At 47.5% G+C, this 24,748-nt stretch carries 18 protein-coding genes; all 18 read left to right on the forward strand.

The window, feature by feature from the left end; genetic code table 11:
* Positions 1 to 10: 10 nt before the first annotated feature.
* The gene (gene sucD, locus RB160_RS01870; protein WP_316568504.1) at positions 11 to 913 is read left to right on the forward strand and encodes a succinate--CoA ligase subunit alpha; all 903 of its coding nucleotides are present in this window, start codon (positions 11 to 13) and stop codon (positions 911 to 913) included.
* A gap of 163 nt (positions 914 to 1,076) precedes the next feature.
* Entirely contained in the window at positions 1,077 to 1,949 is an 873-nt protein-coding gene (gene dprA / locus RB160_RS01875; protein ID WP_316568505.1) for a DNA-processing protein DprA, read from the forward strand.
* 192 nt (positions 1,950 to 2,141) lie between these two features.
* Entirely contained in the window at positions 2,142 to 4,217 is a 2,076-nt protein-coding gene (topA, locus tag RB160_RS01880; RefSeq protein ID WP_316568506.1) for a type I DNA topoisomerase, read from the forward strand.
* Between the two features lie 184 nt (positions 4,218 to 4,401).
* A complete protein-coding gene (gene trmFO, locus RB160_RS01885; RefSeq protein ID WP_316568507.1) occupies positions 4,402 to 5,709 on the forward strand; it encodes an FADH(2)-oxidizing methylenetetrahydrofolate--tRNA-(uracil(54)-C(5))-methyltransferase TrmFO in 1,308 nt (435 codons plus the stop codon).
* Positions 5,710 to 5,770: 61 nt separating this feature from the next.
* Complete coding sequence (gene xerC, locus RB160_RS01890; RefSeq protein ID WP_316568508.1) at positions 5,771 to 6,670, forward strand: tyrosine recombinase XerC; 900 nt, start codon at positions 5,771 to 5,773, stop codon at positions 6,668 to 6,670.
* 37 nt (positions 6,671 to 6,707) lie between these two features.
* Entirely contained in the window at positions 6,708 to 7,250 is a 543-nt protein-coding gene (gene hslV, locus RB160_RS01895; protein ID WP_316568509.1) for an ATP-dependent protease subunit HslV, read from the forward strand.
* Positions 7,251 to 7,269: 19 nt separating this feature from the next.
* Positions 7,270 to 8,676: an ATP-dependent protease ATPase subunit HslU gene (gene hslU / locus RB160_RS01900; RefSeq protein ID WP_316568510.1), complete on the forward strand. Its 1,407-nt coding sequence runs from the start codon at positions 7,270 to 7,272 to the stop codon at positions 8,674 to 8,676.
* Between the two features lie 106 nt (positions 8,677 to 8,782).
* Positions 8,783 to 9,562 carry a GTP-sensing pleiotropic transcriptional regulator CodY gene (codY, locus tag RB160_RS01905; protein WP_316568511.1) on the forward strand — a complete coding sequence of 260 codons (780 nt, stop codon included), beginning with the start codon at positions 8,783 to 8,785 and terminating at the stop codon, positions 9,560 to 9,562.
* A 223-nt stretch (positions 9,563 to 9,785) separates the two neighbouring features.
* A complete protein-coding gene (gene rpsB, locus RB160_RS01910; protein ID WP_316568512.1) occupies positions 9,786 to 10,493 on the forward strand; it encodes a 30S ribosomal protein S2 in 708 nt (235 codons plus the stop codon).
* Between the two features lie 206 nt (positions 10,494 to 10,699).
* Positions 10,700 to 11,584: a translation elongation factor Ts gene (gene tsf, locus RB160_RS01915; RefSeq protein ID WP_316568513.1), complete on the forward strand. Its 885-nt coding sequence runs from the start codon at positions 10,700 to 10,702 to the stop codon at positions 11,582 to 11,584.
* 179 nt (positions 11,585 to 11,763) lie between these two features.
* Positions 11,764 to 12,486, forward strand: coding sequence for a UMP kinase (gene pyrH / locus RB160_RS01920; protein ID WP_316568514.1), 723 nt, complete (start codon positions 11,764 to 11,766; stop codon positions 12,484 to 12,486).
* A gap of 2 nt (positions 12,487 to 12,488) precedes the next feature.
* Positions 12,489 to 13,046 (forward strand): ribosome recycling factor, encoded by a 558-nt coding sequence (frr, locus tag RB160_RS01925; RefSeq protein WP_316568515.1) that lies wholly within the window; start codon positions 12,489 to 12,491, stop codon positions 13,044 to 13,046.
* 962 nt (positions 13,047 to 14,008) lie between these two features.
* A complete protein-coding gene (locus tag RB160_RS01930) occupies positions 14,009 to 14,794 on the forward strand; it encodes an undecaprenyl pyrophosphate synthase (protein ID WP_316568516.1) in 786 nt (261 codons plus the stop codon).
* Positions 14,795 to 14,929: 135 nt separating this feature from the next.
* Complete coding sequence (locus tag RB160_RS01935; RefSeq protein WP_316568517.1) at positions 14,930 to 15,721, forward strand: phosphatidate cytidylyltransferase; 792 nt, start codon at positions 14,930 to 14,932, stop codon at positions 15,719 to 15,721.
* 60 nt (positions 15,722 to 15,781) lie between these two features.
* Positions 15,782 to 16,936, forward strand: a complete 1,155-nt coding sequence (gene dxr, locus RB160_RS01940; protein ID WP_316568518.1) for a 1-deoxy-D-xylulose-5-phosphate reductoisomerase — start codon at positions 15,782 to 15,784, stop codon at positions 16,934 to 16,936.
* Positions 16,937 to 17,035: 99 nt separating this feature from the next.
* Entirely contained in the window at positions 17,036 to 18,295 is a 1,260-nt protein-coding gene (rseP, locus tag RB160_RS01945) for an RIP metalloprotease RseP (protein WP_316568519.1), read from the forward strand.
* Positions 18,296 to 18,388: 93 nt separating this feature from the next.
* Complete coding sequence (locus tag RB160_RS01950) at positions 18,389 to 20,086, forward strand: proline--tRNA ligase (RefSeq protein ID WP_316568520.1); 1,698 nt, start codon at positions 18,389 to 18,391, stop codon at positions 20,084 to 20,086.
* Between the two features lie 189 nt (positions 20,087 to 20,275).
* Positions 20,276 to 24,604: a PolC-type DNA polymerase III gene (locus tag RB160_RS01955; RefSeq protein WP_316568521.1), complete on the forward strand. Its 4,329-nt coding sequence runs from the start codon at positions 20,276 to 20,278 to the stop codon at positions 24,602 to 24,604.
* Positions 24,605 to 24,748 lie beyond the last annotated feature (144 nt).

Raw genomic sequence — 24,748 nt, forward strand, 5'->3', positions numbered from 1 at the left:
GGAAATCGTTGTGAGCGTTTTTATCAATAAAGACACAAAGGTCATCGTCCAGGGAATCACTGGATCAACGGCACTTTTCCATACGAAGCAAATGCTGGAATACGGCACGAAAATTGTCGGCGGAACATCTCCGGGTAAGGGCGGGCAGGAAGTGGAAGGCGTACCTGTTTTCAATACAGTTAAAGAAGCTGTGGATGCAACTGGTGCAAACGCTTCCGTCATCTACGTTCCGGCCCCTTTCGCAGCGGATGCGATTATTGAAGCTGTCGATGCCGAGCTTGATATTGCAATCTGTATCACAGAGCATATTCCGGTCCTTGATATGGTAAAAGTAAAGCGCTATATGGAAGGGAAGAAAACCCGGCTTGTCGGGCCAAACTGCCCTGGCGTCATAACAGCTGATGAATGCAAAATCGGCATCATGCCTGGCTATATCCATAAAAAAGGCCATGTAGGCGTTGTTTCCCGTTCCGGAACCCTTACGTACGAAGCAGTCCACCAGCTGACACAGGCTGGAATCGGCCAGACAACCGCTGTAGGAATCGGCGGCGACCCTGTCAATGGAACGAACTTCATCGATGTCCTAAAAGCCTTCAATGAAGACCCTGAAACCTACGCAGTCATCATGATTGGCGAAATCGGCGGGACTGCCGAAGAGGAAGCAGCCGAGTGGGTAAAAGCGAACATGACCAAACCAGTCGTTGGCTTCATCGGCGGACGGACAGCACCTCCTGGAAAGAGGATGGGCCATGCGGGCGCAATCATTTCCGGCGGAAAAGGAACAGCAGATGAAAAAATCCGCGTAATGAACGAATGCGGCATCAAGGTGGCTGACACTCCTTCCGTTATGGGCGAAACGCTGATTGAGGTATTGAAGGAAAAAGGCCTTTACGAAAAGTGCAAAACTCATTAATGGATGAATAGCGGAAAAAAGCCCTTCGATTAGGAGGGCTTATTCCCGCATCCTTTGATGCCTTATTTTCATCCGTTGAAACGATTTGCTCCACCCTCGTAATTTCTGCGCTCCAAAAATCTGCACTTTTTTAAAAATAAATCATACCATGGAGGTTTTTCAAATGGAAAGGATTAGAAGCAAACTCATCAGGCTTCTTCACCGGCCTGATGCGACATGGAACTCCGTTGGACGCATTCTGAAGGCGGAGCCGCTGCCTGAGCCGATTGCAAGCCTGCCCGCACTCAAGTTTTTGCCCCCTTTGAAGGATTCTGCCACAGCTGATTTGACTCAAGCCGACCACAAAGATGAAACCCTCCCGAGCCTTCTCCAACAGTATAAAGCAAGGAACATCTCCATCATTACCATTCTCGATCCCTGTTATCCATCCCTCTTAAAACAAATCTATCAGCCTCCATGGGCCCTTTTTGCAATTGGGGACCTTTCGCTGCTCAACGCTACGCCAAAGCTAGCAGTAGTGGGATCCCGCCAGGTTTCCGATTACGGAAAGAATGCGATCAGGCTTATGTTCCCGGAATTAATTGAAAAAGGGACTATCATTGTCAGCGGCCTTGCCAAGGGAGTTGATACGGTTGCCCATGAATGCGCGATCCGCAATGGAGGCAAAACAATTGCAGTAATCGCCGGCGGCCTTTATCATGTATACCCTGAGGAAAACAGAAAGCTGGCATTTGAAATGATGAAAAGCCAACTCGTTTTATCTGAGCATCCTCCCGGCACAAAACCAGCACGCTGGCATTTTCCGATGAGAAATAGGATTATCAGCGGGCTTTCGCGGGGAACATTCATTGTAGAGGCAAAAAATAAGAGCGGCTCCCTCATAACCGCGAATTACGCAGTCCATGAAGGCCGGGATGTGTTTTCGCTCCCAGGAAATATTTTTAGCCCTTTTTCAGCCGGTACAAACGAATTAATCCAGCAGGGTGCGAAACTTGTCATAAAAGCCGAGGATATTTTAGAGGAGCTCCGCTATTGACATTCGCTGAATCCGGGGGTAATGTAAGTGGCTGGAGACCAATGAACTCCAAATGGACGATTCATTCATGGTTTTGTTCACGCCAATTGGAAATATTTACGTAAATTTTACGAAAAAGGTTGAAATTATCAGTAAACTGGTATACATTTTGCAACAGGTATTAGAATAATCCCTCGCAAGGAGGATGATTGAATGGCAGAATTTCTTGTCATCGTAGAATCGCCGGCAAAGGCGAAAACCATCGAGCGATATCTTGGAAAAAAATATAAAGTAAAAGCGTCCATGGGCCATGTACGCGATTTGCCGAAAAGCCAAATGGGCGTTGATATAGAAAATGATTTTGATCCTAAATATATCACCATCCGTGGCAAAGGCCCGGTCCTGAAAGAATTAAAGGCCGCCGCAAAGAAAGCGAAGAAAGTTTATCTCGCGGCTGACCCCGACAGGGAAGGGGAAGCGATTGCCTGGCATCTGGCCAATACCCTAGACGTTGATTCAAATTCGCAGTGCAGAGTTGTTTTCAATGAAATTACCAAGGATGCAATCAAGGAATCTTTTAAGCATCCAAGGGCAATCAACATGAATCTCGTTGATGCCCAGCAGGCTAGAAGGATACTCGACAGGCTTGTCGGCTACAATATCAGCCCTTTGCTATGGAAAAAAGTTAAAAAAGGGCTTTCCGCAGGAAGGGTCCAGTCAGTCGCTGTCAGGTTGATCATTGACCGTGAAAAAGAAATCCAGGCATTCGTACCGGAAGAATACTGGACAATTGGCGGAACGTTTACAAAAGGAAAGGATGCATTTGAAGCGTCCTTTTACGGCGTTGACCGCCAAAAGAGGGAACTCCATTCCGAGCAGGATGTAAAAGAAGCACTGGCTGGGATGAACGGCGACCGGTTTACCGTCGTCTCCGTAACAAAAAAGGAACGGCGGAGGAATCCTGCACCACCGTTTACAACATCTTCCCTCCAACAGGAAGCTGCAAGGAAGTTAAATTTCCGCGCAAAAAAAACAATGATGCTCGCCCAGCAGCTGTATGAAGGAATCGACCTCGGAAAAGAGGGTACGGTTGGTCTCATTACCTATATGAGAACGGATTCGACCAGAATTTCCGAAGTTGCCCAGACCGAAGCGAAGGATTATATCTCTTCGGTGTTCGGAGAAAACTTCTTGAAAGAGGAAGCTGGAAAAGAGAAGAAGCAGACAAACGCTCAGGATGCCCACGAAGCGGTTCGCCCTACAAGCTCATTCCGCGATCCGGGGTCACTCAAGGAATTCCTCTCAAGGGACCAATTAAGGCTGTACAAGCTGATTTGGGATCGTTTCATCGCAAGCCAGATGGCCCAGGCCGTTATGGATACGATGAGTGTCGACCTTGTAAATGGGAATGTAACCTTCCGCGCCACAGGCTCAAAAATCCGCTTCCCAGGCTTTATGAAGCTGTATGTTGAAGGTACGGATGATCAGGTGGAGGAAACGGACCGCATGCTTCCTGATTTAAAGGAAGGCGATGAGGTCAGCAATACCGGCATCGAACCAAAGCAGCACTTCACTCAGCCGCCGCCAAGGTATACGGAAGCCCGGCTTGTTAAGACGCTGGAGGAACTGGGGATAGGACGTCCGTCAACATACGCCCCGACGCTCGACACGATCCAAAAACGCGGTTATGTTGCGCTTGATAATAAGCGGTTTATCCCAACGGAGCTTGGGGAAATTGTAAATGAACTGACGCTGGAATTTTTCCCGGAGATTCTCGATGTCGAGTTCACCGCGAAAATGGAACAGGATCTTGATGATGTTGAAGACGGCAAAGTTGCTTGGGTAAAGATTATAGGCGAATTCTATGAAGGATTCGAGAAAAGGCTTGAAGTAGCCGAGAAGGAAATGCAGGAAGTAGAAATCAAGGATGAACCTGCCGGCGAAGATTGCGAAAACTGCGGCAGCCCTATGGTCTTTAAAATGGGCCGATTTGGCAAGTTTATGGCCTGCAGCAATTTCCCGGACTGCCGGAATACAAAGGCGATTGTCAAGGAAATTGGTGTCACATGCCCGAAATGCGAAAAAGGCCAGGTCATTGAGCGGAAAAGCAAGAAAAGGCGGATTTTCTTTGGATGCGACCGTTTCCCGGAATGCGACTTCCTTTCCTGGGATAAGCCGCTTCCGAGGAATTGCCCTAAGTGCGACCATGTCCTGATCGAGAAGAAGCTGAAAAAAGGCGTTCAGGTACAATGCTCCAATTGTGATTACAAGGAAGAGCAGCAAAGCTAGGAGTGGGCTGAAATGCCCGCTCCTTTCCTTTGGGCGGAGAAACAGGATCTAATTGCATGATGGCAATTAGCTGAAACTTTTTGCTTGCCTGTACGTATTGTTAAACGCAAGATGGAGATGAATGTGGATAGACCATCTGCTATTAGTGGAAGTAGTTGAATTGAACAATCCTGGAGGTTGGAATATGAGCGAGAAAATAGTAAATGTGGTGGGGGCTGGCCTTGCCGGAAGCGAGGCTGCATGGCAAATTGCCCAGCGCGGAGTGAAGGTACGGCTGTATGAAATGAGGCCGGTAAGGCAGACACCCGCCCACCACACAGATAAGTTCGCGGAACTTGTGTGCAGTAATTCACTAAGAGCGAACGCGCTGACAAATGCTGTCGGTGTATTGAAGGAAGAAATGAGGACGCTAGATTCCGTCATTATCTCATCCGCGGACCAATGCTCTGTTCCCGCCGGGGGAGCTCTGGCAGTGGACAGGCATGAGTTTGCCGGTAGGGTCACGAATCTTGTCAGGAATCATGAGAACATTACTGTCATCAATGAAGAGGTAGACGAAATACCGGAAGGAATTACCGTCATCGCAACAGGGCCTCTGACAAGCCCGTCCCTTTCCGCCCGCCTGAAAGAGTTGACTGGCGAGGAGTATTTGTATTTTTATGATGCCGCCGCGCCTATCATTGAGAAAGATAGCATAAATATGGATAAAGTTTACTTGAAGTCCCGCTATGACAAAGGGGAAGCGGCCTATCTAAATTGCCCGATGACCGAAGAGGAATTCAACCGGTTTTATGACGCCCTGGTGTCTGCCGAAACGGTTCCCCTTAAGGAATTCGAAAAGGAAGTTTTCTTTGAAGGATGCATGCCAATCGAAGTTATGGCTTCAAGGGGAAAGAAAACGATGCTCTTCGGCCCGATGAAACCGGTGGGGCTTGAAGATCCGAAAACAGGAAAGCGGCCATTCGCCGTTGTCCAGCTTCGCCAGGATGATGCGGCCGGCACACTGTATAACATTGTCGGATTTCAGACACATTTGAAATGGGGTCCACAAAAAGAGGTAATCCAGCTGATTCCTGGCCTTGAAAATGCTGAAATTGTCCGTTACGGCGTCATGCACAGGAATACCTTCATTAATTCTCCGAAAGTTCTTAACCCTACTTATCAGTTCCGAGCAAGGAAGGATTTGTTTTTCGCTGGGCAAATGACCGGTGTGGAAGGATATGTGGAATCGGCGGCTAGCGGCCTGATTTCCGGGATCAATGCTGCCAGGCTCGCGCTTGGACAGGATCCCGTGCAATTCCCGGTTGAAACAGCAATGGGGAGCATGGCCCACTACATTACAAATGCCAACCCGGATAACTTCCAGCCGATGAACGTAAATTTTGGCCTGTTCCCTGAGCTGCCGGTAAGGATTAAAGGGAAACAGGAACGGTATCTTCAATATGCTAATCGAGCAATTGAAACAATTCAGAAATTTGTGAAAAATTTGTAAAGTTCCTTGCATGTGCATTTTGTGTATGTTACTATTTAAAAGGCTGTGCGAGGTGGTCTAAATGGGAAATGTGAACGTTTGTTTAAAGTTATTTCTTGAATATTTACAAATTGAAAAAAATTCATCACAATATACAATTGACCATTATCATCATGCAATTAATGAATTTTTTGCCCTGATGGCTGAACAGGGCATTGTCGACGTAAAAGACGTCCAATACCACGATGCCAGGCTTTTTCTTACGAAACTTTTTGGCCAAAAGCAGGCAAGGAAAACCATTTCGAGGAAAATTTCAAGCCTGCGCAGCTTTTATAAGTTCCTGTTAAGGGAAAATATTGTGGAAGAGAATCCCTTTGCTGTTGTCATTTTGCCAAAGGGAGAAAAAAGGCTTCCCGAATTTTTCTATGAAGATGAGCTCAATATCCTATTCGAAGCGTGCCCGGCGGATACCCCTCTCGGTCAACGGAATTTGGCTTTGCTGGAGCTTCTGTATGCGACCGGGATCCGTGTGAGCGAGTGCTGCAATATTTCCGTTAAGGATCTCGATTTTTTCCTTTCAACCGTCCTTGTTATGGGAAAAGGCAGCAAGGAAAGATATGTCCCTTTTGGAGCGAAGGCTGCCGAGGCTCTGAAAACGTATATCGGAGATGGAAGAAAAAAATTGCTTGAGGGAAAACCGAACCAGGATGCCCTCTTTCTCAATCACAGGGGTGGTCCGCTTACAACACGGGGAGTAAGCACAATATTGGATAGCATGATTGAAAAATCGTCCCTTACAGGAAAAATCCATCCACACAAACTTAGGCATACGTTTGCCACCCATCTTCTAAACAACGGCGCCGATTTGAGGACGGTACAGGAACTTCTTGGGCATTCATTCTTGTCCTCGACTCAAATCTATACGCATGTCACGAACGAAAAGCTGAAAAAAACATATATGGCCCATCATCCAAGGGCGTAATAGCCGAACAATGCTCAAATCATTAAGGGGGTGCACCATGTCCCAATTCCATGCGACTACGATTTTTGCAATCAGGCACAAGGGAAAATGCGCCATGGCTGGTGACGGCCAGGTGACATTCGGGAATGCGGTTGTGATGAAACACACAGCCAAAAAGGTAAGGAAGATATTTAATGGAAAGGTACTGGCAGGCTTTGCGGGTTCCGTGGCGGATGCCTTTACACTGTTCGAGCTGTTTGAATCAAAGCTTGAGGAATACAACGGCAATTTGCAGCGGGCGGCCGTGGAGCTTGCAAAGGAATGGCGGAGCGACAAGGTATTAAGAAGGCTTGAAGCGATGCTGATCGTTATGAACGAGGATTTTCTCCTTCTTGTAAGCGGAACTGGCGAAGTCATCGAACCGGATGATGGCATTCTGGCCATTGGTTCGGGCGGCAATTATGCCCTGGCTGCCGGCCGTTCGTTGAAAAATTTCGCCGGGGACCATTTAACGGCCCGGGAAATCGCAAAGGCTTCATTGGAAGTAGCAGCTGATATCTGCGTTTACACAAACACGAATATCATAGTCGAAGAGCTGTAACCGGAAGGAGAATGCGAATATGTCAAAGGCAGCTAGTTTAACCCCCCGCCAGATCGTCGAAAAACTTGACCAGTACATAATTGGCCAAAAGGACGCCAAAAAAGCGGTGGCGGTGGCGCTTAGGAACAGATATCGCCGGGAAATGCTCGATGAAAGCATCCGTGACGAAATCATTCCGAAAAACATCCTGATGATTGGACCGACAGGGGTAGGAAAAACAGAAATCGCAAGAAGGATCGCCAAGTTGACCGGGGCCCCTTTCATAAAAGTCGAGGCAACAAAGTTCACGGAAGTCGGATATGTCGGCCGAGACGTCGAGTCGATGGTACGAGACCTTGTCGAAACCGCAGTCAGGCTAGTCAAAGCCGAAAAGATGCAAAAGGTGAAAGGCAGGGCGGAGGAAAACGCAAACCGCCGTCTGATCGACCTTTTGGTACCTTCCGCGAAAAAACAGGCCAGCTACAAGAATCCCCTTGAAATGCTTTTTGGGGGTGCCAACGCCCAGCCGGAACAGGAAACGGAATCAACTGAAGATTATTCCGCCCAGCAAAAACGCGCCGTAATAAAAGAAAGGCTCGAAAAGGGCGAGTTGGAAAATGAAATTGTTACCGTGGAAGTGGAAGAACAGGCGCCGTCAATGTTTGATATGCTTCAAGGTTCAGGCATGGAGCAGATGGGCATGAACATGCAGGATGCGTTCAGCAGCCTGTTGCCCAAAAAGAGAAAGAAAAGGAAGCTTACCGTCAGGGAGGCAAGGGCTGTTTTAACAAACGAGGAAGCCGCAAAGCTGATCGATATGGATGAGGTAACACAGGACGCAGTCTTCCGGGCGGAGCAGACAGGGATTATTTTTATCGATGAAATCGACAAAATCGCAAGTAAAAGCTCGGGGGGAGCTTCCGCGGATGTTTCCCGAGAGGGAGTCCAAAGAGACATCCTTCCGATCGTTGAAGGCTCTACGGTGGTGACGAAATATGGCCCGGTGAAAACAGACCATGTTCTTTTTATCGCCGCTGGCGCGTTCCACATGGCTAAGCCGTCCGACCTTATTCCTGAATTGCAGGGAAGATTCCCGATTCGGGTTGAACTCGGCAAATTGACGGTGGATGACTTTCACCGAATCCTTGTAGAACCTGACAATGCATTGATTAAACAATACGTAGCTTTATTGCAGACAGAAGGTATAGAAATTGAATTTTCTGACGATGCTATTCAGAGAATTGCCGAAGTCGCTTTCGAAGTGAACCAAAATACGGACAATATTGGTGCGAGAAGGCTTCATACAATCCTTGAAAAGCTCCTTGAAGATTTGTCCTTTGAAGCGCCAGATATCAACCTTGAGAAGATTGTCATCACTCCACAATACGTGGAGGAAAAACTCGGTGCAATATCTAGAAATAAGGATTTAAGCCAGTTCATCCTCTAGGATGCCGTTTTGGTACGGTCTCCAAAGGGTAAATTCAGAGATAGACATTCCAATAGAAGCAGTTTTATATTTAGCAATGGATGTAGCAAATAGGAGGAATAGAAAAATGGATTTATTAACAAAAACGAGAAAGATAAACGCGCTTTTGCAAAAAGCAGCGGGTAAACCGGTGAATTTCAAGGAAATGTCCGAAACGTTAAGCGAAATTATCGAGGCCAACATTTTTGTTGTCAGCCGCAGAGGAAAGCTGCTAGGCTTTGCGATTAACCAGCAGATTGAAAACGAGCGGATGAAGAAAATGCTTGAAGACCGCCAGTTCCCTGAGGAATATACGAAAGGCCTTTTCGATATCCATGAAACATCCCCGAACCTTGATGTGGATAGTGAATACACCGCCTTCCCTGTTGAGAACAAGGATTTGTTCCGTGAAGGGCTTACAACAATCGTGCCTATTATAGGTGGAGGCGAACGCCTTGGGACGCTGATTCTTGCAAGGCTCCATGAAAAATTCCATGATGATGACCTGATTCTTGCCGAATACGGTGCAACAGTAGTCGGTATGGAAATCCTTCGTGAAAAAGCCGAGGAAATTGAAGAGGAAGCTAGGAGCAAAGCGGTTGTCCAAATGGCGATCAGCTCCCTTTCCTACAGCGAGCTTGAAGCGATCGAGCATATTTTTGAAGAGCTTAATGGCAATGAAGGCCTGTTGGTCGCTTCAAAAATCGCTGACCGTGTGGGCATTACCCGTTCCGTTATCGTCAATGCGCTAAGGAAACTCGAGAGCGCGGGCGTTATCGAATCACGTTCACTTGGCATGAAAGGAACATACATTAAAGTCCTTAATGATAAGTTCCTTGTTGAATTGGATAAGCTTCGTTCAAATTAATGAATCAATGCCTGCCGGGCTTTCACCGGCAGGCATGTGTTTTTTTTATCAGAAAACTTCGGGTTTTTCAATGAAATTCTTGATTGTCGATTCGTCTTGTGCTATATTACTACATGGTGTTAATCACACACGCCTGTTGATTCACGCGGGCGGTGCTGGCAAGCCAGTTCCCGCTGAAGCCGATACGGGCGGAGGAAAACAAAACCATTTAGGAGGAAAACACATGTCAGTCATTTCTATGAAGCAACTGCTTGAAGCTGGTGTACACTTCGGCCACCAGACTCGCCGCTGGAACCCTAAGATGAAGAAGTATATCTTCACTGAGAGGAACGGCATCTACATCATCGACCTTCAAAAGACAGTTAAAAAGGTTGAAGAAGCATACAATTTTGTAAAGGAGCTTGCTGGCCAAGGCGGCACAATGCTGTTTGTTGGTACTAAGAAACAAGCTCAGGATTCTGTTAAAGAAGAAGCAGAACGTTCCGGCATGTACTATGTCAACCAACGCTGGTTGGGCGGAACACTTACAAACTTCGAAACAATCCAAAAGCGTATCTCACGCCTAAAAGATATCGAAAGAATGGCAGAAGACGGCACTTTCGAAGTACTTCCAAAGAAAGAAGTCGTTCAGCTTAAGAAAGAACAAGAGCGCCTTGAAAAGTTCCTTGGCGGTATTAAAGATATGAAGACTCTTCCAGATGCTTTGTTCATCATCGACCCTCGCAAAGAGCGCATCGCTGTTGCTGAAGCACGCAAATTGAACATCCCTATCGTTGGTATCGTTGATACAAACTGCGATCCGGATGAAATCGATGTTGTCATCCCTGCGAACGATGACGCTATCCGTGCTGTCAAGCTTTTGACTGGCAAAATGGCTGATGCGATCCTTGAAGCAAAACAAGGTGAAGAAACAGCTGTCCCTGCCGAATAAGCAAAGATTCGTTCATCTACGGTAAATAAAAAGGTGATAAGAGGGAACACCCTTTATCACCTTTTTTTAAAGTAAAAGCAAAGAATTAAAAGCTGCAGAAGGTTTACAATACCCCAGGCTGGCTATGATAATACAGTAGTGAAATGCACGGGTACTGCAGAAAGATTAACGAACCAATGTACATAGATTAAAAGGAGGAATTTCATATGGCAATTACTGCCCAAATGGTTAAAGAACTTCGTGAAAAAACAGGTGCAGGCATGCTTGACTGCAAAAAGGCCCTTCAAGAAACTGACGGTGATATGGAAAAAGCAATCGATTACCTTCGCGAAAAAGGGATTGCGAAAGCTGCGAAGAAGGGCGACCGCATCGCGGCTGAAGGCCTTGCTGCAATCAAGGTTGAAGGAAACGACGCTGTTATCCTGGAAGTAAACTCCGAAACAGACTTCGTTGCTAAAAACGAAGGCTTCCAGACTCTTGTTCAGGAGCTTGCTGACCATCTTCTTAAGAACAAGCCTGCTTCCATCGAGGAAACAGTAGGCCAAAAAATGGACAATGGTGCAACGGTCGAAGAGCACATTAATGCTGCAATCGCAAAAATCGGTGAAAAGCTTTCCCTTCGCCGCTTTGAAATCAAAACTAAATCTGACAATGATGCGTTCGGTGCATACCTTCATATGGGCGGCCGCATCGCGGTTCTATCTGTCCTTGAAGGAACAACGGATGAAAGTGTTGCGAAGGATGTTTCCATGCACATCGCTGCCCTTAACCCTAAATATGTTTCCCGTGATGAGGTATCCGCTGAAGAAATCGAGCGTGAGCGCCAGGTTCTTACTCAGCAGGCCCTAAATGAAGGCAAGCCTGAAAACATTGTTGCAAAAATGGTTGAAGGCCGCCTTGGAAAATACTTTGAGGATGTTTGCCTCCTTGACCAAACTTTCGTTAAAAACCCTGACCAAAAAGTTCGCCAATACGTTGAGTCAAAAGGTGCGACAGTACGCGAATTCGTCCGTTATGGAGTAGGCGAAGGAATTGAAAAGCGCGAAGACAACTTTGCTGAAGAAGTAATGAGCCAGGTAAATAAAAAATAGGCAATTCATTTAGAAGGCGTTAGTTCGCCATTTGAAAATCGTTTCAAAAGGGATAGGGAACACGCGGTGTTCCCTATTTTTTAAGAAAAAACTCATTACGGACATCCGCCTTCGTAGACGGAGATCCGGATTTCTTCTGACTAGGCATGCGATGGCCTCAGATTACATAGGAGGTTTTTATGAGCAATCCCAAATATAAACGTGTTGTATTAAAATTAAGTGGAGAGGCCCTTGCCGGTGATGCTGGCTTCGGAATCAACCCTGCATTCATCAAATCCATAGCCGAACAGGTAAAGGAAGTTGCCGAACTGGGCGTCGAGGTAGCAGTCGTCGTCGGGGGAGGAAACATTTGGCGGGGGAAAATCGGTGAAGAAATGGGCATGGACCGTGCCACTGCCGATTATATGGGGATGCTTGCCACTGTAATGAACTCATTGGCCCTTCAGGACAGCCTCGAGCAGCTCGGAATAGAAACCCGCGTACAGACATCGATTGAAATGCGCCAAGTTGCCGAACCTTATATCCGCCGCCGTGCGATTCGCCATCTTGAAAAAACACGCGTCGTCATTTTTGCAGCCGGAACAGGCAATCCTTATTTCTCGACAGATACCACAGCCGCGCTTCGGGCAGCCGAAATAGAGGCGGAGGTCATTTTGATGGCCAAAAACAACGTAGACGGGGTATACTCCGCAGATCCGCGCCACGATAAAAATGCGAAGAAATACGAAGAGCTATCCTATCTGGATGTATTGAAGGAAGGGCTGGCTGTCATGGATTCGACCGCATCATCGTTATGCATGGACAATGACATCCCGTTAATTGTTTTTTCCATTATGGAAAAAGGCAATATTAAGCGTGTAGTAATGGGTGAAAAAATCGGAACTATTGTTAGGGGGAAATAATAATGCCGAAACAAGTCATTAGCAACACAAAGGAAAAAATGGCCAAAGCAATTCAAGCATACACCCGGGAGCTAGCAACAATCAGGGCGGGAAGGGCTAGCGCTTCGCTCCTTGACCGGATCACAGTCGACTATTATGGCGCTCCAACCCCAGTAAACCAGCTTGCTGGAATCAGTACGCCAGAAGCAAGGCTACTTGTCATCCAACCATATGATAAAAGCATCCTGAACGACATTGAGAAGGCTATCCTGAAATCGGACCTTGGCCTGAATCCAACAAACGACGGCTCGCTCATCCGCATCGCGATTCCGCAATTGACGGAGGAACGTCGCAAAGAGCTCGTCAAAGTTGTCAAAAAGGAATCCGAAGATGCGAAGATTGCCATCCGTAATATCCGCCGTGATTCAAATGATGATTTAAAGAAACTCGAAAAGAACGGTGAAATCACGGAAGATGACCTTCGCGGTTATTCCGATGATATCCAGAAAATCACGGATGAGCACATTAACAAAATCGATCAGATTACAAAGGACAAAGAAAAGGAAATCTTGGAAGTGTAGCATCCCAAGAAATCTCATCAGGTAAAAAGCCCCTTAATGGGGTTTTTTCCGCTTTAAGGGCTATTTAATGTCTAGCTCCACAAGGAACCCTTCGGCAGCATGGCATCGCACGAAGGAAAAGTGCTTTCTTTTTCGAGGAGCGCCCAGCGCCTAGTGTACTTCGGTCCCCTCGCTACGATAAGTCAACATCGGGGCCCTCCTGTCCATACGGCGCTAAACGGGCGCTTGTGCTTTTCTAAGAAAATTGGCGCCAGAATGCTTTTTAAAAGAGATATCTTCTTTCTTTTTTGGTATGATAAAAGCATGTCAAAAAAACATAGGCATATACATAGAAATGCGAAGGGGCCTTGCCCGGGGGCGACAAGCGCTGGAGGGCCGGAAGAGGAAGCCGGTTTTTGGCTTCATCAGAAGGGCCGAAGCGACCTCGAGCCCCCAGGCCCCGCAGCTGGACAAAAACGAAATGCGAAGGGGCCTTGCCCGGGTAGTGAAGCCTACAAACAAAGTATTCATCCCTTTATCGGAGGGAAGATTGATTGAACTGGAGGAGCAAGAACATGTTAAACAAACTTAAAATTTGGAAGTCCCAAAATGCCCCTTCCACTCTCCGNTGTCCATACGGCGCTAAACGGGCGCTTGTGCTTTTCTAAGAAAATTGGCGCCAGAATGCTTTTTAAAAGAGATATCTTCTTTCTTTTTTGGTATGATAAAAGCATGTCAAAAAAACATAGGCATATACATAGAAATGCGAAGGGGCCTTGCCCGGGGGCGACAAGCGCTGGAGGGCCGGAAGAGGAAGCCGGTTTTTGGCTTCATCAGAAGGGCCGAAGCGACCTCGAGCCCCCAGGCCCCGCAGCTGGACAAAAACGAAATGCGAAGGGGCCTTGCCCGGGTAGTGAAGCCTACAAACAAAGTATTCATCCCTTTATCGGAGGGAAGATTGATTGAACTGGAGGAGCAAGAACATGTTAAACAAACTTAAAATTTGGAAGTCCCAAAATGCCCCTTCCACTCTCCGAGACAGGATAGACTTCGTTAAAAGCACCGGAGTGCCTGCCCACATTGCGATTATTATGGACGGGAACGGCCGCTGGGCCAAAAAAAGAGCGATGCCGAGGGTAGCAGGGCACCATGAAGGAATGAAAGTTGTCAGGAGAATTACGAGGCTTGCCAATGAACTTGGCATCGGAGCCTTGACTTTATACGCTTTTTCGACTGAAAATTGGAAAAGGCCAAAAAATGAAGTCGATTATCTCATGCAGTTGCCTGAGGAGTTTCTCGGCTCGTTTCTTCCGGAGCTTGTAAAAGAGAATGTCCGCGTTCAAATGATCGGTTACAAGGAAAAACTGCCACCGCACACCTTGAAGGCGATTAACCGGGCCATTGAGGATACGAAGGAGAATACGGGCCTCGTCCTCAATTTTGCCCTTAATTACGGCAGCAGGGCTGAGATTATCGATGCTGTGAAACATGTCTTAAAAGACTGCCAGAGTGGTATACTAAATGCAAACAGCTTGGACGAAGAGGCCTTTTCCTCTTACTTGATGACTTCAAAGATGGCTGACCCGGACTTGTTGATCCGTACGAGTGGAGAAATCCGTCTTAGCAATTTCATGCTCTGGCAGCTAGCGTATACCGAATTTTGGTTTACGGATGTACTTTGGCCGGATTTTGGCGAGGAAGATTTCCTTGAGGCAGTCGAGGCTTACCAGAACCGGCAGCGAAGATTCGGCGGGCTTCAAGGCTCTTAAAAAGCTCAGAGTGAATTGCACACTTAAATGCTTTACTGATGCAACACCGCCAATTCGCCATTTATATCGAGAAGGAGGAAAGGCAAATCGCCAGCCAAGCGCGCTATTTTTGGAGGGCTGATTGCCTGAGATTAAATGAAGCAACGAATTATAACTGCAGTCATAGCAGCGGCCCTTTTTTTGCCGATTGTAATCGTCGGGGGCTTGCCCATTGTCCTTCTGGCATATCTTCTTGCCAGTGTCGGCCTGTATGAACTCGCAAAAATGAAAAATATAAAGCTCGTTTCGTTTCCAGGGATCGTGTCGCTTTTGACAATGTGGCTATTGATTCTTCCCAAAGATTATATGGGTTTTTTATCCGGTACCGGAATGGAAAAGCACGAAATCGCCATCCTGGCTGTTTTGCTGCTTCTTTCCTATACAGTCGCAACTAAGAACCGATTCACATTTGACGATTCGTCATTTATGGTGATGGCGGTGGTCTACGTTGGGGCGGGTTTTTATTTTTTTATGGAAACCAGGGAAGCAGGCGGCCTAATCTGGCTTTTTTACTCCCTGTTTATTATGTGGGCGACCGATTCGGGCGCGTATTTTATCGGACGCGCTTTTGGAAAACGGAAACTGTGGCCTGAAATCAGTCCGAACAAGACGGTTGAGGGAGCAATTGGCGGGGTAGTATGCGCGCTTCTTGTCGCACTGGCCTTCTTGTTATTTAGTGACATTGATGCGTCACCTTTGAAATTGCTTGTGATAACGGCGCTCCTTTCTGTTTTTGGACAGCTTGGGGACCTGGCCGAATCCGCATTCAAACGTAAATACAATGTTAAGGATTCCGGAAAAATCCTTCCGGGGCATGGCGGCATCCTTGACAGATTCGACAGTTTGTTATTCGTATGGCCGTTAATTCATTTATTCCAGCTAATCTGAATAAAGGAAGGCTAATGGCTCAACATCGTAACAGGGGCAGTTTTTTTAGGAGAGGAAATCATGAAATATATTAGTTTGATGGGCGCCACTGGCTCAATCGGCATCCAAACTCTTGACATCATCAGGGAACATCCTGAAAGCTTCAGGCTGGCCGCATTTTCAGCAGGACGGAATATCGGGCTCGCTAGAAAAATCATTACCGAATTCAAACCGGAGTATGTTTCCGTTCAGGAGAAGGAAGATGCCTTAAAGCTTGAAACAGAATTTCTGGGAACTGATTTTTCATACGGCGGCGAGGGCCTTTCAGGTGTTGCAACCTTTGAAAAGTCGGATGTAGTCGTCAACGCCGTTGTTGGCAGCGTAGGGCTGAAACCAACGCTCGAAGCAATTGCATGCGGCAAAACAATCGCACTAGCAAACAAGGAAACACTCGTTACGGCTGGCCATCTTGTAATGGATGCGGCGAAAAAACAAAGGGTAGCCCTTCTTCCGGTCGATAGCGAGCACTCCGCCATCTTTCAAGCGCTGCAAGGAGAAAAAGCAAAAAACATCGAACGCCTGATCATTACGGCATCCGGGGGAAGCTTCAGGGACCGGAGCAGGGAGGAACTGAAGGACGTTTCCGTAGAGGATGCCCTGAACCACCCTAACTGGTCAATGGGGGCTAAGATTACAATTGATTCTGCAACGATGATGAATAAAGGGCTTGAAGTCATTGAAGCCCATTGGCTGTTTAGCTTACCATACGAACAGATTGATGTTCTTCTTCATCGGGAGAGCATCATCCATTCGATGGTAGAGTTCCATGATTCAAGTATTATTGCCCAGCTAGGCAGTCCGGATATGAGGGTTCCTATCCAATACGCCCTAACATATCCAGACAGGCTTCCGCTTTCTTCGGCAAAACGGCTAAACCTCGCGGAAATAGGAAAGCTGCATTTCCGGGAGATGGACTTTGAACGGTTCCGCTGCCTGCGTTTCGCTTACGAAGCGGGGAAAGCAGGCGGTTCTATGCCAACCGTCCTGAACGCCGCAAATGAAGCGGCCGTTGCTGCATTCCTGGAAGGGCACATCCGCTTTCTTGAAATCGAGGATTTGATTGAAACGGCGCTTCATACTCATGAACGGATTGAGAATCCGGGGCTCGAAGAAATCCTTCAAGCCGACAGGGATGCAAGGAAATTAATTCATTCGCTCCTTGATAGAAGGAAGTAATTGATTTCCGATTTCATGTGTCAGGGTTCGCAATTTGGGAAGCCAGGCAATACCGTAGTTCAGACGTACATGGAACTCTTTTAAAAGGTGGTTTTTTTATTGAATACAGTCATAGCGTTTATTGTCATATTCGGGGCGATCGTATTCTTCCACGAATTGGGACACTTTGTTTTTGCAAAAAGAGCCGGGATACTCTGCAGGGAATTTGCCATTGGCATGGGCCCAAAGGTGTTTACGTATAAAAGGGGAGAAACGCTGTATACAATTCGCCTTCTGCCAATCGGCGGATATGTCAGGATGGCCGGCGATGACCCCGAAGCTGTTGAAATTAAACCAGGATACAGGGTAGGGCTTCTTGTTGGCCAGGACGGAAAGGTAAGCAAGATTATCCTGAACAACAAGGACAAGTTCCCGGACGCCAGGATAATCGAAGTCGAGCAGGCTGACCTGGAAAGGGAACTGGTGTTGAAGGGCTATCCTGATGACGCCGAAGAAACACTCCAAACGTTCGCGGTACATCCTGAAGCAGTAACGGTTGAAAACGGTGTTGAAACACAGATTGCGCCGTACAACCGCCAATTTGCCTCCAAGACACTAGGCCAAAGGGCGATGGCAATTTTTGCGGGACCGATGATGAACTTCATCCTTGCCTTCCTTATTTTTCTGACGCTTGCTTTTATCCAAGGGGTTCCTTCAGATGACCCGAGACTAGGCAAGCTTGCCGATGGCGGCGCCGCAATGGAAGCGGGGCTGAAGGAGGGCGATGTTGTCCAAAGCATTAGCGGCTCGGAAATATCGAGCTGGAAGGACGTTGTAGAAATCATTAGGAAAAATCCAAATAACGAGCTTGATTTTGTTGTAGAACGCGACGGGAAGGAACTTGCGATTCCTGTTACACCGAAAGCCCAGGAAATCGAAAAGGAGAAAATAGGGATTATCGGGGTATACAGCCCTGTTGAAAAATCACCTATGCTGGCTGTATCTTACGGGTTTAGTGAAACTGTCTACTGGTCCAAGAAAATTTTCGAGATGCTTGGCCTTCTCGTGACGGGCCAATTCGCCATCGACATGCTAAGCGGGCCGGTCGGGATTTACGCGACAACAGATACGGTGGTGAAATCAGGGATCTTTGTCCTAATGAAATGGACTGCAATGCTAAGCGTAAACCTTGGTATCATGAACCTGCTTCCAATCCCTGCCCTTGACGGTGGGCGGCTCCTTTTCTTCGCTGTCGAAGCGATTAGGGGCAAACCGGTCGACAGGCAAAAAGAGGGCCTTGTCCACTTTATCGGATTCGCCCTGCTGATGCTGTTGATGCTGGTCGTAACATGGCATGACATCCAAAGGTTCTTTTTGTAAAAAAAATCAAAGCCGGCCCGGGAAATCCTGGCCGGCATACATATGCCTTCAAGGGTGAAGGCGGAAAAAAGCAGATTGTTGGAGGCGGACATAGTGAGACAAAGTATGACCTTGATTCCTACATTAAGGGAAGTTCCGGCTGATGCGGATGTTAAGAGCCATCAGCTATTATTGAGGGCCGGTTTCATTCGGCAAAACGCCAGTGGGGTATACAGCTACCTGCCACTTGCAAAGAGGGTTTTGGTAAAGATTGAAACGATTGTCAGGGAGGAAATGGACAAGGCGGGCGCGGTTGAGCTGCTCATGCCGGCATTGCAGCTGGCCGAACTTTGGCAGGAGTCTGGCAGGTGGTACTCGTATGGGCCTGAACTGATGAGGATGAAGGATCGCCATGAGCGAGAATTCGCTTTAGGACCAACCCATGAGGAAGTCATTACAAGCCTTGTCCGTGACGAAGTGAAGTCGTACAAGAGGCTCCCATTGACGCTCTATCAAATCCAGACGAAATTCCGCGATGAAAAGCGCCCTCGTTTCGGCCTTTTGCGCGGAAGGGAGTTTATTATGAAGGACGCCTATTCCTTCCATTCATCGAAGGAAAGCCTTGATGAAGTATATGAGCGAATTTTTACTGCGTATTCGAACATCTTTGCCCGCTGCGGTTTGAACTACCGCGCCGTCATCGCGGATTCCGGGGCAATGGGCGGGAAAGATACACATGAATTCATGGTTCTTTCCGATATCGGCGAGGATACAATCGCCTACTCAGACACTTCTTCCTATGCAGCCAACATTGAAATGGCTCCGGTAGCGGCTTCATATGTGAAAAGTCAAGAGGCGCCTCGCGGACTGGAAAAAGTTAGAACCGAGAACAAAAAAACGATTGCTGAGGTATCCAGTTACCTTCAAGTAGATGAAACACAGTGCATCAAGTCGCTTTTATTCAAGATTGACGGCCGGCCGGTCCTAGTTTTGGTCAGGGGAGACCATGAAGTCAATGATATTAAACTGAAAAATCTGTTTGAAGCTTCGACGGTTGAGCTTGCTGAAGCATCGGAAACGAAGAGCATCCTTGGCTGTGAAGTTGGTTCAGTCGGCCCAATCGGGGTAAAGGATGTTGAGATTGTGGCAGACTTTGCGGTCGAGTCGATTGTCAATGGAGTCTGCGGGGCAAACGAAGAGGATTACCACTATGTGAACGTGAACCCTGGGCGGGACTTTGAAGCGAGCCGGTATGCGGATGTGCGTTTCATTAAGGAAGGGGATCCTTCGCCGGATGGACAAGGGACCATCCAGTTTGCGAAAGGCATTGAGGTCGGACATGTGTTCAAGCTTGGCACACGATACAGCGAAGCGATGGAGGCCTTTTACCTTGATGAGACTGGCAAATCCCAGCCAATGATTATGGGCTGCTACGGAATTGGCGTATCCAGGACATTGTCGGCGATTGCGGAGCAATTCAATGATGAGAAAGGGCTTATCTGGCCGGAAGCTGTCGCGCCGTACCAGGTTCATCTTATTGCGGTCAAAACGAAAGATGAAGCCCAGTCCAGCCTGTCCGAAGCACTCTACGAATCACTTGGGAAAAAATTCGAAGTCTTATATGATGACAGGCAGGAACGCGCGGGAGTCAAGTTTGCGGACTCCGATTTGATTGGCCTCCCTGTCCGGATTACGGTAGGCAAAAAGGCTGCTGAAGGGATTGTGGAGGTCAAGTCCAGGAAAACTGGCGAGGTCTTCGAGGTCCAAACAGATAAGCTGGAAGAAATGATTAACTCTATGTTGGTAAGCTAATACGAGCCGGGTGCCGATAGGATGGCACCCGGCCTTTTTTCGGGCTTGGGCTGAAACTTTGGGCCAATACAGTTATCGATTTTGGCTTGGCCGCGGGCATATTTTTTGTAGTTTCACCCCGAATGTCGGCGGCTTCTGTGGTATAATTAATTTTTGATAATAGAATGACAGAGATGGGGAGAGTGTTTAATGAATACCCATTTGGATGACAGGATGGAACGGCTGCTGCTATTGCTTCAACAGCTGGAAATGACAGATGACGCCCTTGTTCCATTTTTTCAAAAAGGAATGATAGAGAAGGTGCAAATTGGCAGAAAGTCGAGAACAATGCATTTTCTGCTATCACTTGAAAAAATTCTTCCCTGCAATGTATACAGCATGCTCGAAGCAAGGCTGAAACAGAAATTTTCGGAATTGGCAAAAGGGGTTACATTTGAATTAAAGGTTGCCGATCAGTCTTTTTCAGAGGAGCTCATTCATGGCTACTGGCAAAAATGCATCCAGGAAATTGACGGCATCGCACCACCGCTCCTAAAGCTCATGCATGAACAAATCCCCAAAGTCCACGGGTCAAGGCTTATCCTTTCTGTCAGGAATAGTGCAGAAGGGGGAGCCATCAAGAGTAAATATGGTTCGATCATTTCTTCCATCTACCAAACCTATGGATTCCCCTTACTCTCCATTGATACGGAAATGATTTCCGAAGAAAAGAACGAGGAGTACCGGCAGTTCATGGAGGCCAAGTTAAAAGAAGACCAGGAACGGGCTCTGCTCGCGGTCGCGGAATTGCAGAAGCGTGAATCCGAGAAAGACCAGAATGGTTCCCAGGCGGATGAGGGTCCGCTTGTTATTGGCCTGACGATCAAGGACGATGCCGAGTTCAGAAAGCTTATCGATATTGTCGATGAAGAGCGGAGAATCGCGGTAGAAGGCTACATTTTTGACGCGGAAACAAGGGACTTGAGAAGCGGAAGGACTTTGCTGACATTTAAAATAACCGATTATACGAGCTCGATCATGGTGAAGATGTTTTCACGCGACAAGGAAGACGCAGCACTCTTCCAGCGGGTGAAAAAAGGAATGTGGGCCAGGGTCCGAGGGAGCATCCAAAACGACACGTTCGTCCGGGATCTTGTCATGATTGGCAACGATATTAATGAAATTAAGCCAGTGAGCAGGAAAGACGCCGCTCCTGAAGGTGAAAAAAGGGTAGAGTTGCATCTTCATACCCCAATGAGCCAGATGGACGCGGTCACTCCGGTCGGAGCATTGGTCGCACAGGCGAAGAAATGGGGCCACAAGGCTATCGCGATTACAGACCATGCGGTTGCCCAATCGTTCCCAGAAGCATTTTCCGCGGGGAAGAAAAACGATATTAAAATCCTGTATGGGATTGAAGCAAACCTGGTTGATGACGGCGTCCCGATTGCCTATAATGATGCGCACCGTCCCCTTACGGAGGCAACCTATGTTGTCTTTGACGTTGAAACGACAGGATTATCGGCATTCTACGACACAATCATCGAACTTGCGGCTGTTAAAATAAGAGACGGTGAAATCATTGACCGGTTCGAGTCGTTTGCCAATCCGCATCACCGCCTATCGGCGACAACAATCAACCTCACAGGAATCACCGATGATATGGTGCAAAACGCTCCTGAAGTCGGCGAGGTGCTCGAACGGTTCAAGGAATGGTCGGGTGATGATATCTTTGTCGCCCATAATGCCTCCTTTGACATGGGCTTCATTAATGCGGGATATAAAAAATTGGGTTACGAAAAGGCAAAAAACCCAGTTATCGACACACTTGAACTTGCAAGATTCCTATATCCCGAAATGAAAAACCACCGGCTGAATACATTGGCCAAGAAATTCGATATTGAACTGACCCAGCACCACCGGGCTATTTACGATGCTGAAGCGACAGGCTATCTGCTTATGAAAATGCTTAAGGATTCGCTTGAAAAAGGTATCGAATACCACGACCAGTTCAATGAAAACATGGGGAAAGGGAATGCTTTTCAGAGGGCCCGCCCTTATCACTGCACACTGCTCGCGCAAAATGAAACTGGCTTGAAAAATCTGTTCAAGCTCATTTCGATCTCGCATATCAACTATTTTTATAGAGTTCCAAGAATTCCAAGATCGGTCCTCCAAAAATACCGGGAAGGGATTTTGGTCGGCTCTGGCTGTGACCGCGGAGAAGTTTTTGAAACCATGATGCAAAAGTCGCCGGAAGAAGCGGAAGAGCTGGCGGGATTTTACGACTACCTTGAAGTGATGCCGAAACCCGTTTACGCGCATTTGATTGAAATGGAGCTTGTCAGAAACGAAAAGGCGCTTGAGGAAATCATCGGCAATATTGTGAAGGTTGGCGAAAAACTTGGCATCCCTGTCGCCGCTACCGGGAATGTCCATTACTTGAATGAAAACGACAAAATCTACCGCAAAATCCTGATAAACTCACAGGGTGGCGCCAATCCGCTGAACCGCCACAAGCTTCCGGATGTCCATTTTAGGACCACCGACGAGATGCTGAGGGAATTCAGCTTCCTTGGCCTTGAAAAGGCAAAGAAAATCGTTGTCCAAAATCCGAATGAAATCGTGGATATGATTGACACAATCAAACCAATTAAGGATGACCTATACACCCCTAAAATTGAAGGCGCCGATGATGAGATGAGGGAAATGAGCTATGCGATGGCCCGAAGAATTTATGGTGACCCTCTACCGGAAATTGTTGAAGCCAGGCTTGAAAAAGAGTTGAAGAGTATCATTGGCCACGGATTCGCGGTCATTTACCTCATTTCGCACAAGCTGGTTAAAAAATCTCTCGATGATGGCTACCTCGTTGGATCGCGGGGGTCGGTCGGCTCATCATTCGTCGCGACAATGACCGAGATTACAGAGGTCAATCCGCTGCCGCCGCATTATGTTTGCCCGAAATGCAAGCATTCCGAATTTTTCAATGATGGTTCGGTCGGTTCAGGCTTCGACCTTCCTGATAAAAACTGCCCGCAATGCGGGGCGAAATACCGTAAGGATGGACATGACATCCCGTTCGAAACGTTCCTTGGCTTTAAAGGCGACAAGGTTCCCGATATCGATTTGAACTTTTCAGGAGAATACCAGCCAAGGGCACACAACTATACAAAAGTACTGTTCGGGGAAGACAATGTTTACCGTGCGGGTACAATCGGAACGGTCGCGGACAAAACTGCGTTTGGATACGTTAAAGCGTATCAGCAGGAAAACAATCTTCACCTGAGAGGCGCGGAAATCGACAGGCTCGCTTCTGGTTGCACCGGGGTTAAACGGACGACAGGGCAGCATCCTGGCGGGATTATCGTTGTACCTGATTACATGGACATATACGATTTTTCACCAATTCAATTCCCAGCCGATTCGGCCACTTCGGAATGGAAGACAACCCACTTTGACTTCCATTCCATCCATGACAACCTGCTAAAGCTTGATATTCTAGGGCACGATGATCCGACCGTCATCCGGATGCTCCAGGACTTAAGCGGGATTGACCCAAAAACGATTCCGACGGACGACCCCGAAGTCATGAAGATTTTTAGCGGAACAGAATCGCTTGGCGTTACGGAAGAGCAGATAATGTGCAAAACAGGCACACTCGGCATTCCGGAATTCGGAACGAGGTTCGTCCGCCAGATGCTTGAGGACACCAAGCCGACGACATTCTCCGAACTTGTCCAAATTTCCGGCCTGTCACACGGCACGGATGTATGGCTAGGAAATGCGCAGGAATTGATCCATAACAAAATCTGCACCCTTAGCGAAGTAATCGGATGCCGTGACGATATCATGGTTTACTTGATTTACCAGGGGCTTGATCCCGCCTTCGCTTTCAAAATCATGGAGTCGGTCCGTAAAGGCAAGGGCCTGACGGATGAAATGGAAGCGGAAATGAGGAAGAACGAGGTGCCAGAATGGTACATCGATTCATGCAAAAAGATTAAGTACATGTTCCCGAAGGCCCACGCGGCAGCTTACGTACTGATGGCTGTAAGAATCGCTTACTTCAAAGTCCACCTGCCGCTCCTTTATTACGCTGCATACTTCACGGTAAGGGCGGAGGATTTTGACATAGAAGCGATGGCGCGGGGCTCGGAAGCAATCAGGGCGAAGATTGAAGAAATCAACTTAAAGGGCCTAGACGCCTCGCCGAAGGAAAAGAACCTCCTGACAGTGCTGGAGCTTGCGCTTGAAATGTGCGAACGCGGTTTCTCTTTCCAGAAAATAGATTTGTACAAATCAGCCGCGGCTGAATTCATTATTGAAGGCAATACTCTTATACCGCCATTCAACTCTATTCCCGGCCTTGGGACAAACGCGGCGGTAAACATCGTAAGAGCAAGGGAAGACGGGGAATTCCTGTCGAAGGAAGACCTTCAGCAGCGAGGAAAGGTTTCGAAAACAATCCTCGAATACCTTGAGAAACAAGGGTGCCTGGATGCCCTCCCTGAACAAAACCAATTGTCGCTCTTCTAAAAGCGGACATAAGGCCGTTAATTTGCAATACGGCAATGTGTATGGTATAGTCTTATTGGAAATACTAAGCAAAATGTCCGGAAGAGTGGGGAAACCCACTCTTTCGTTGTTGTCTAAGGCATTTTGCCGGGTAAATGATAATTG

Source organism: Neobacillus sp. YIM B06451, assembly GCF_032667185.1.
Lineage (GTDB): Bacteria > Bacillota > Bacilli > Bacillales > Cytobacillaceae > Bacillus_D.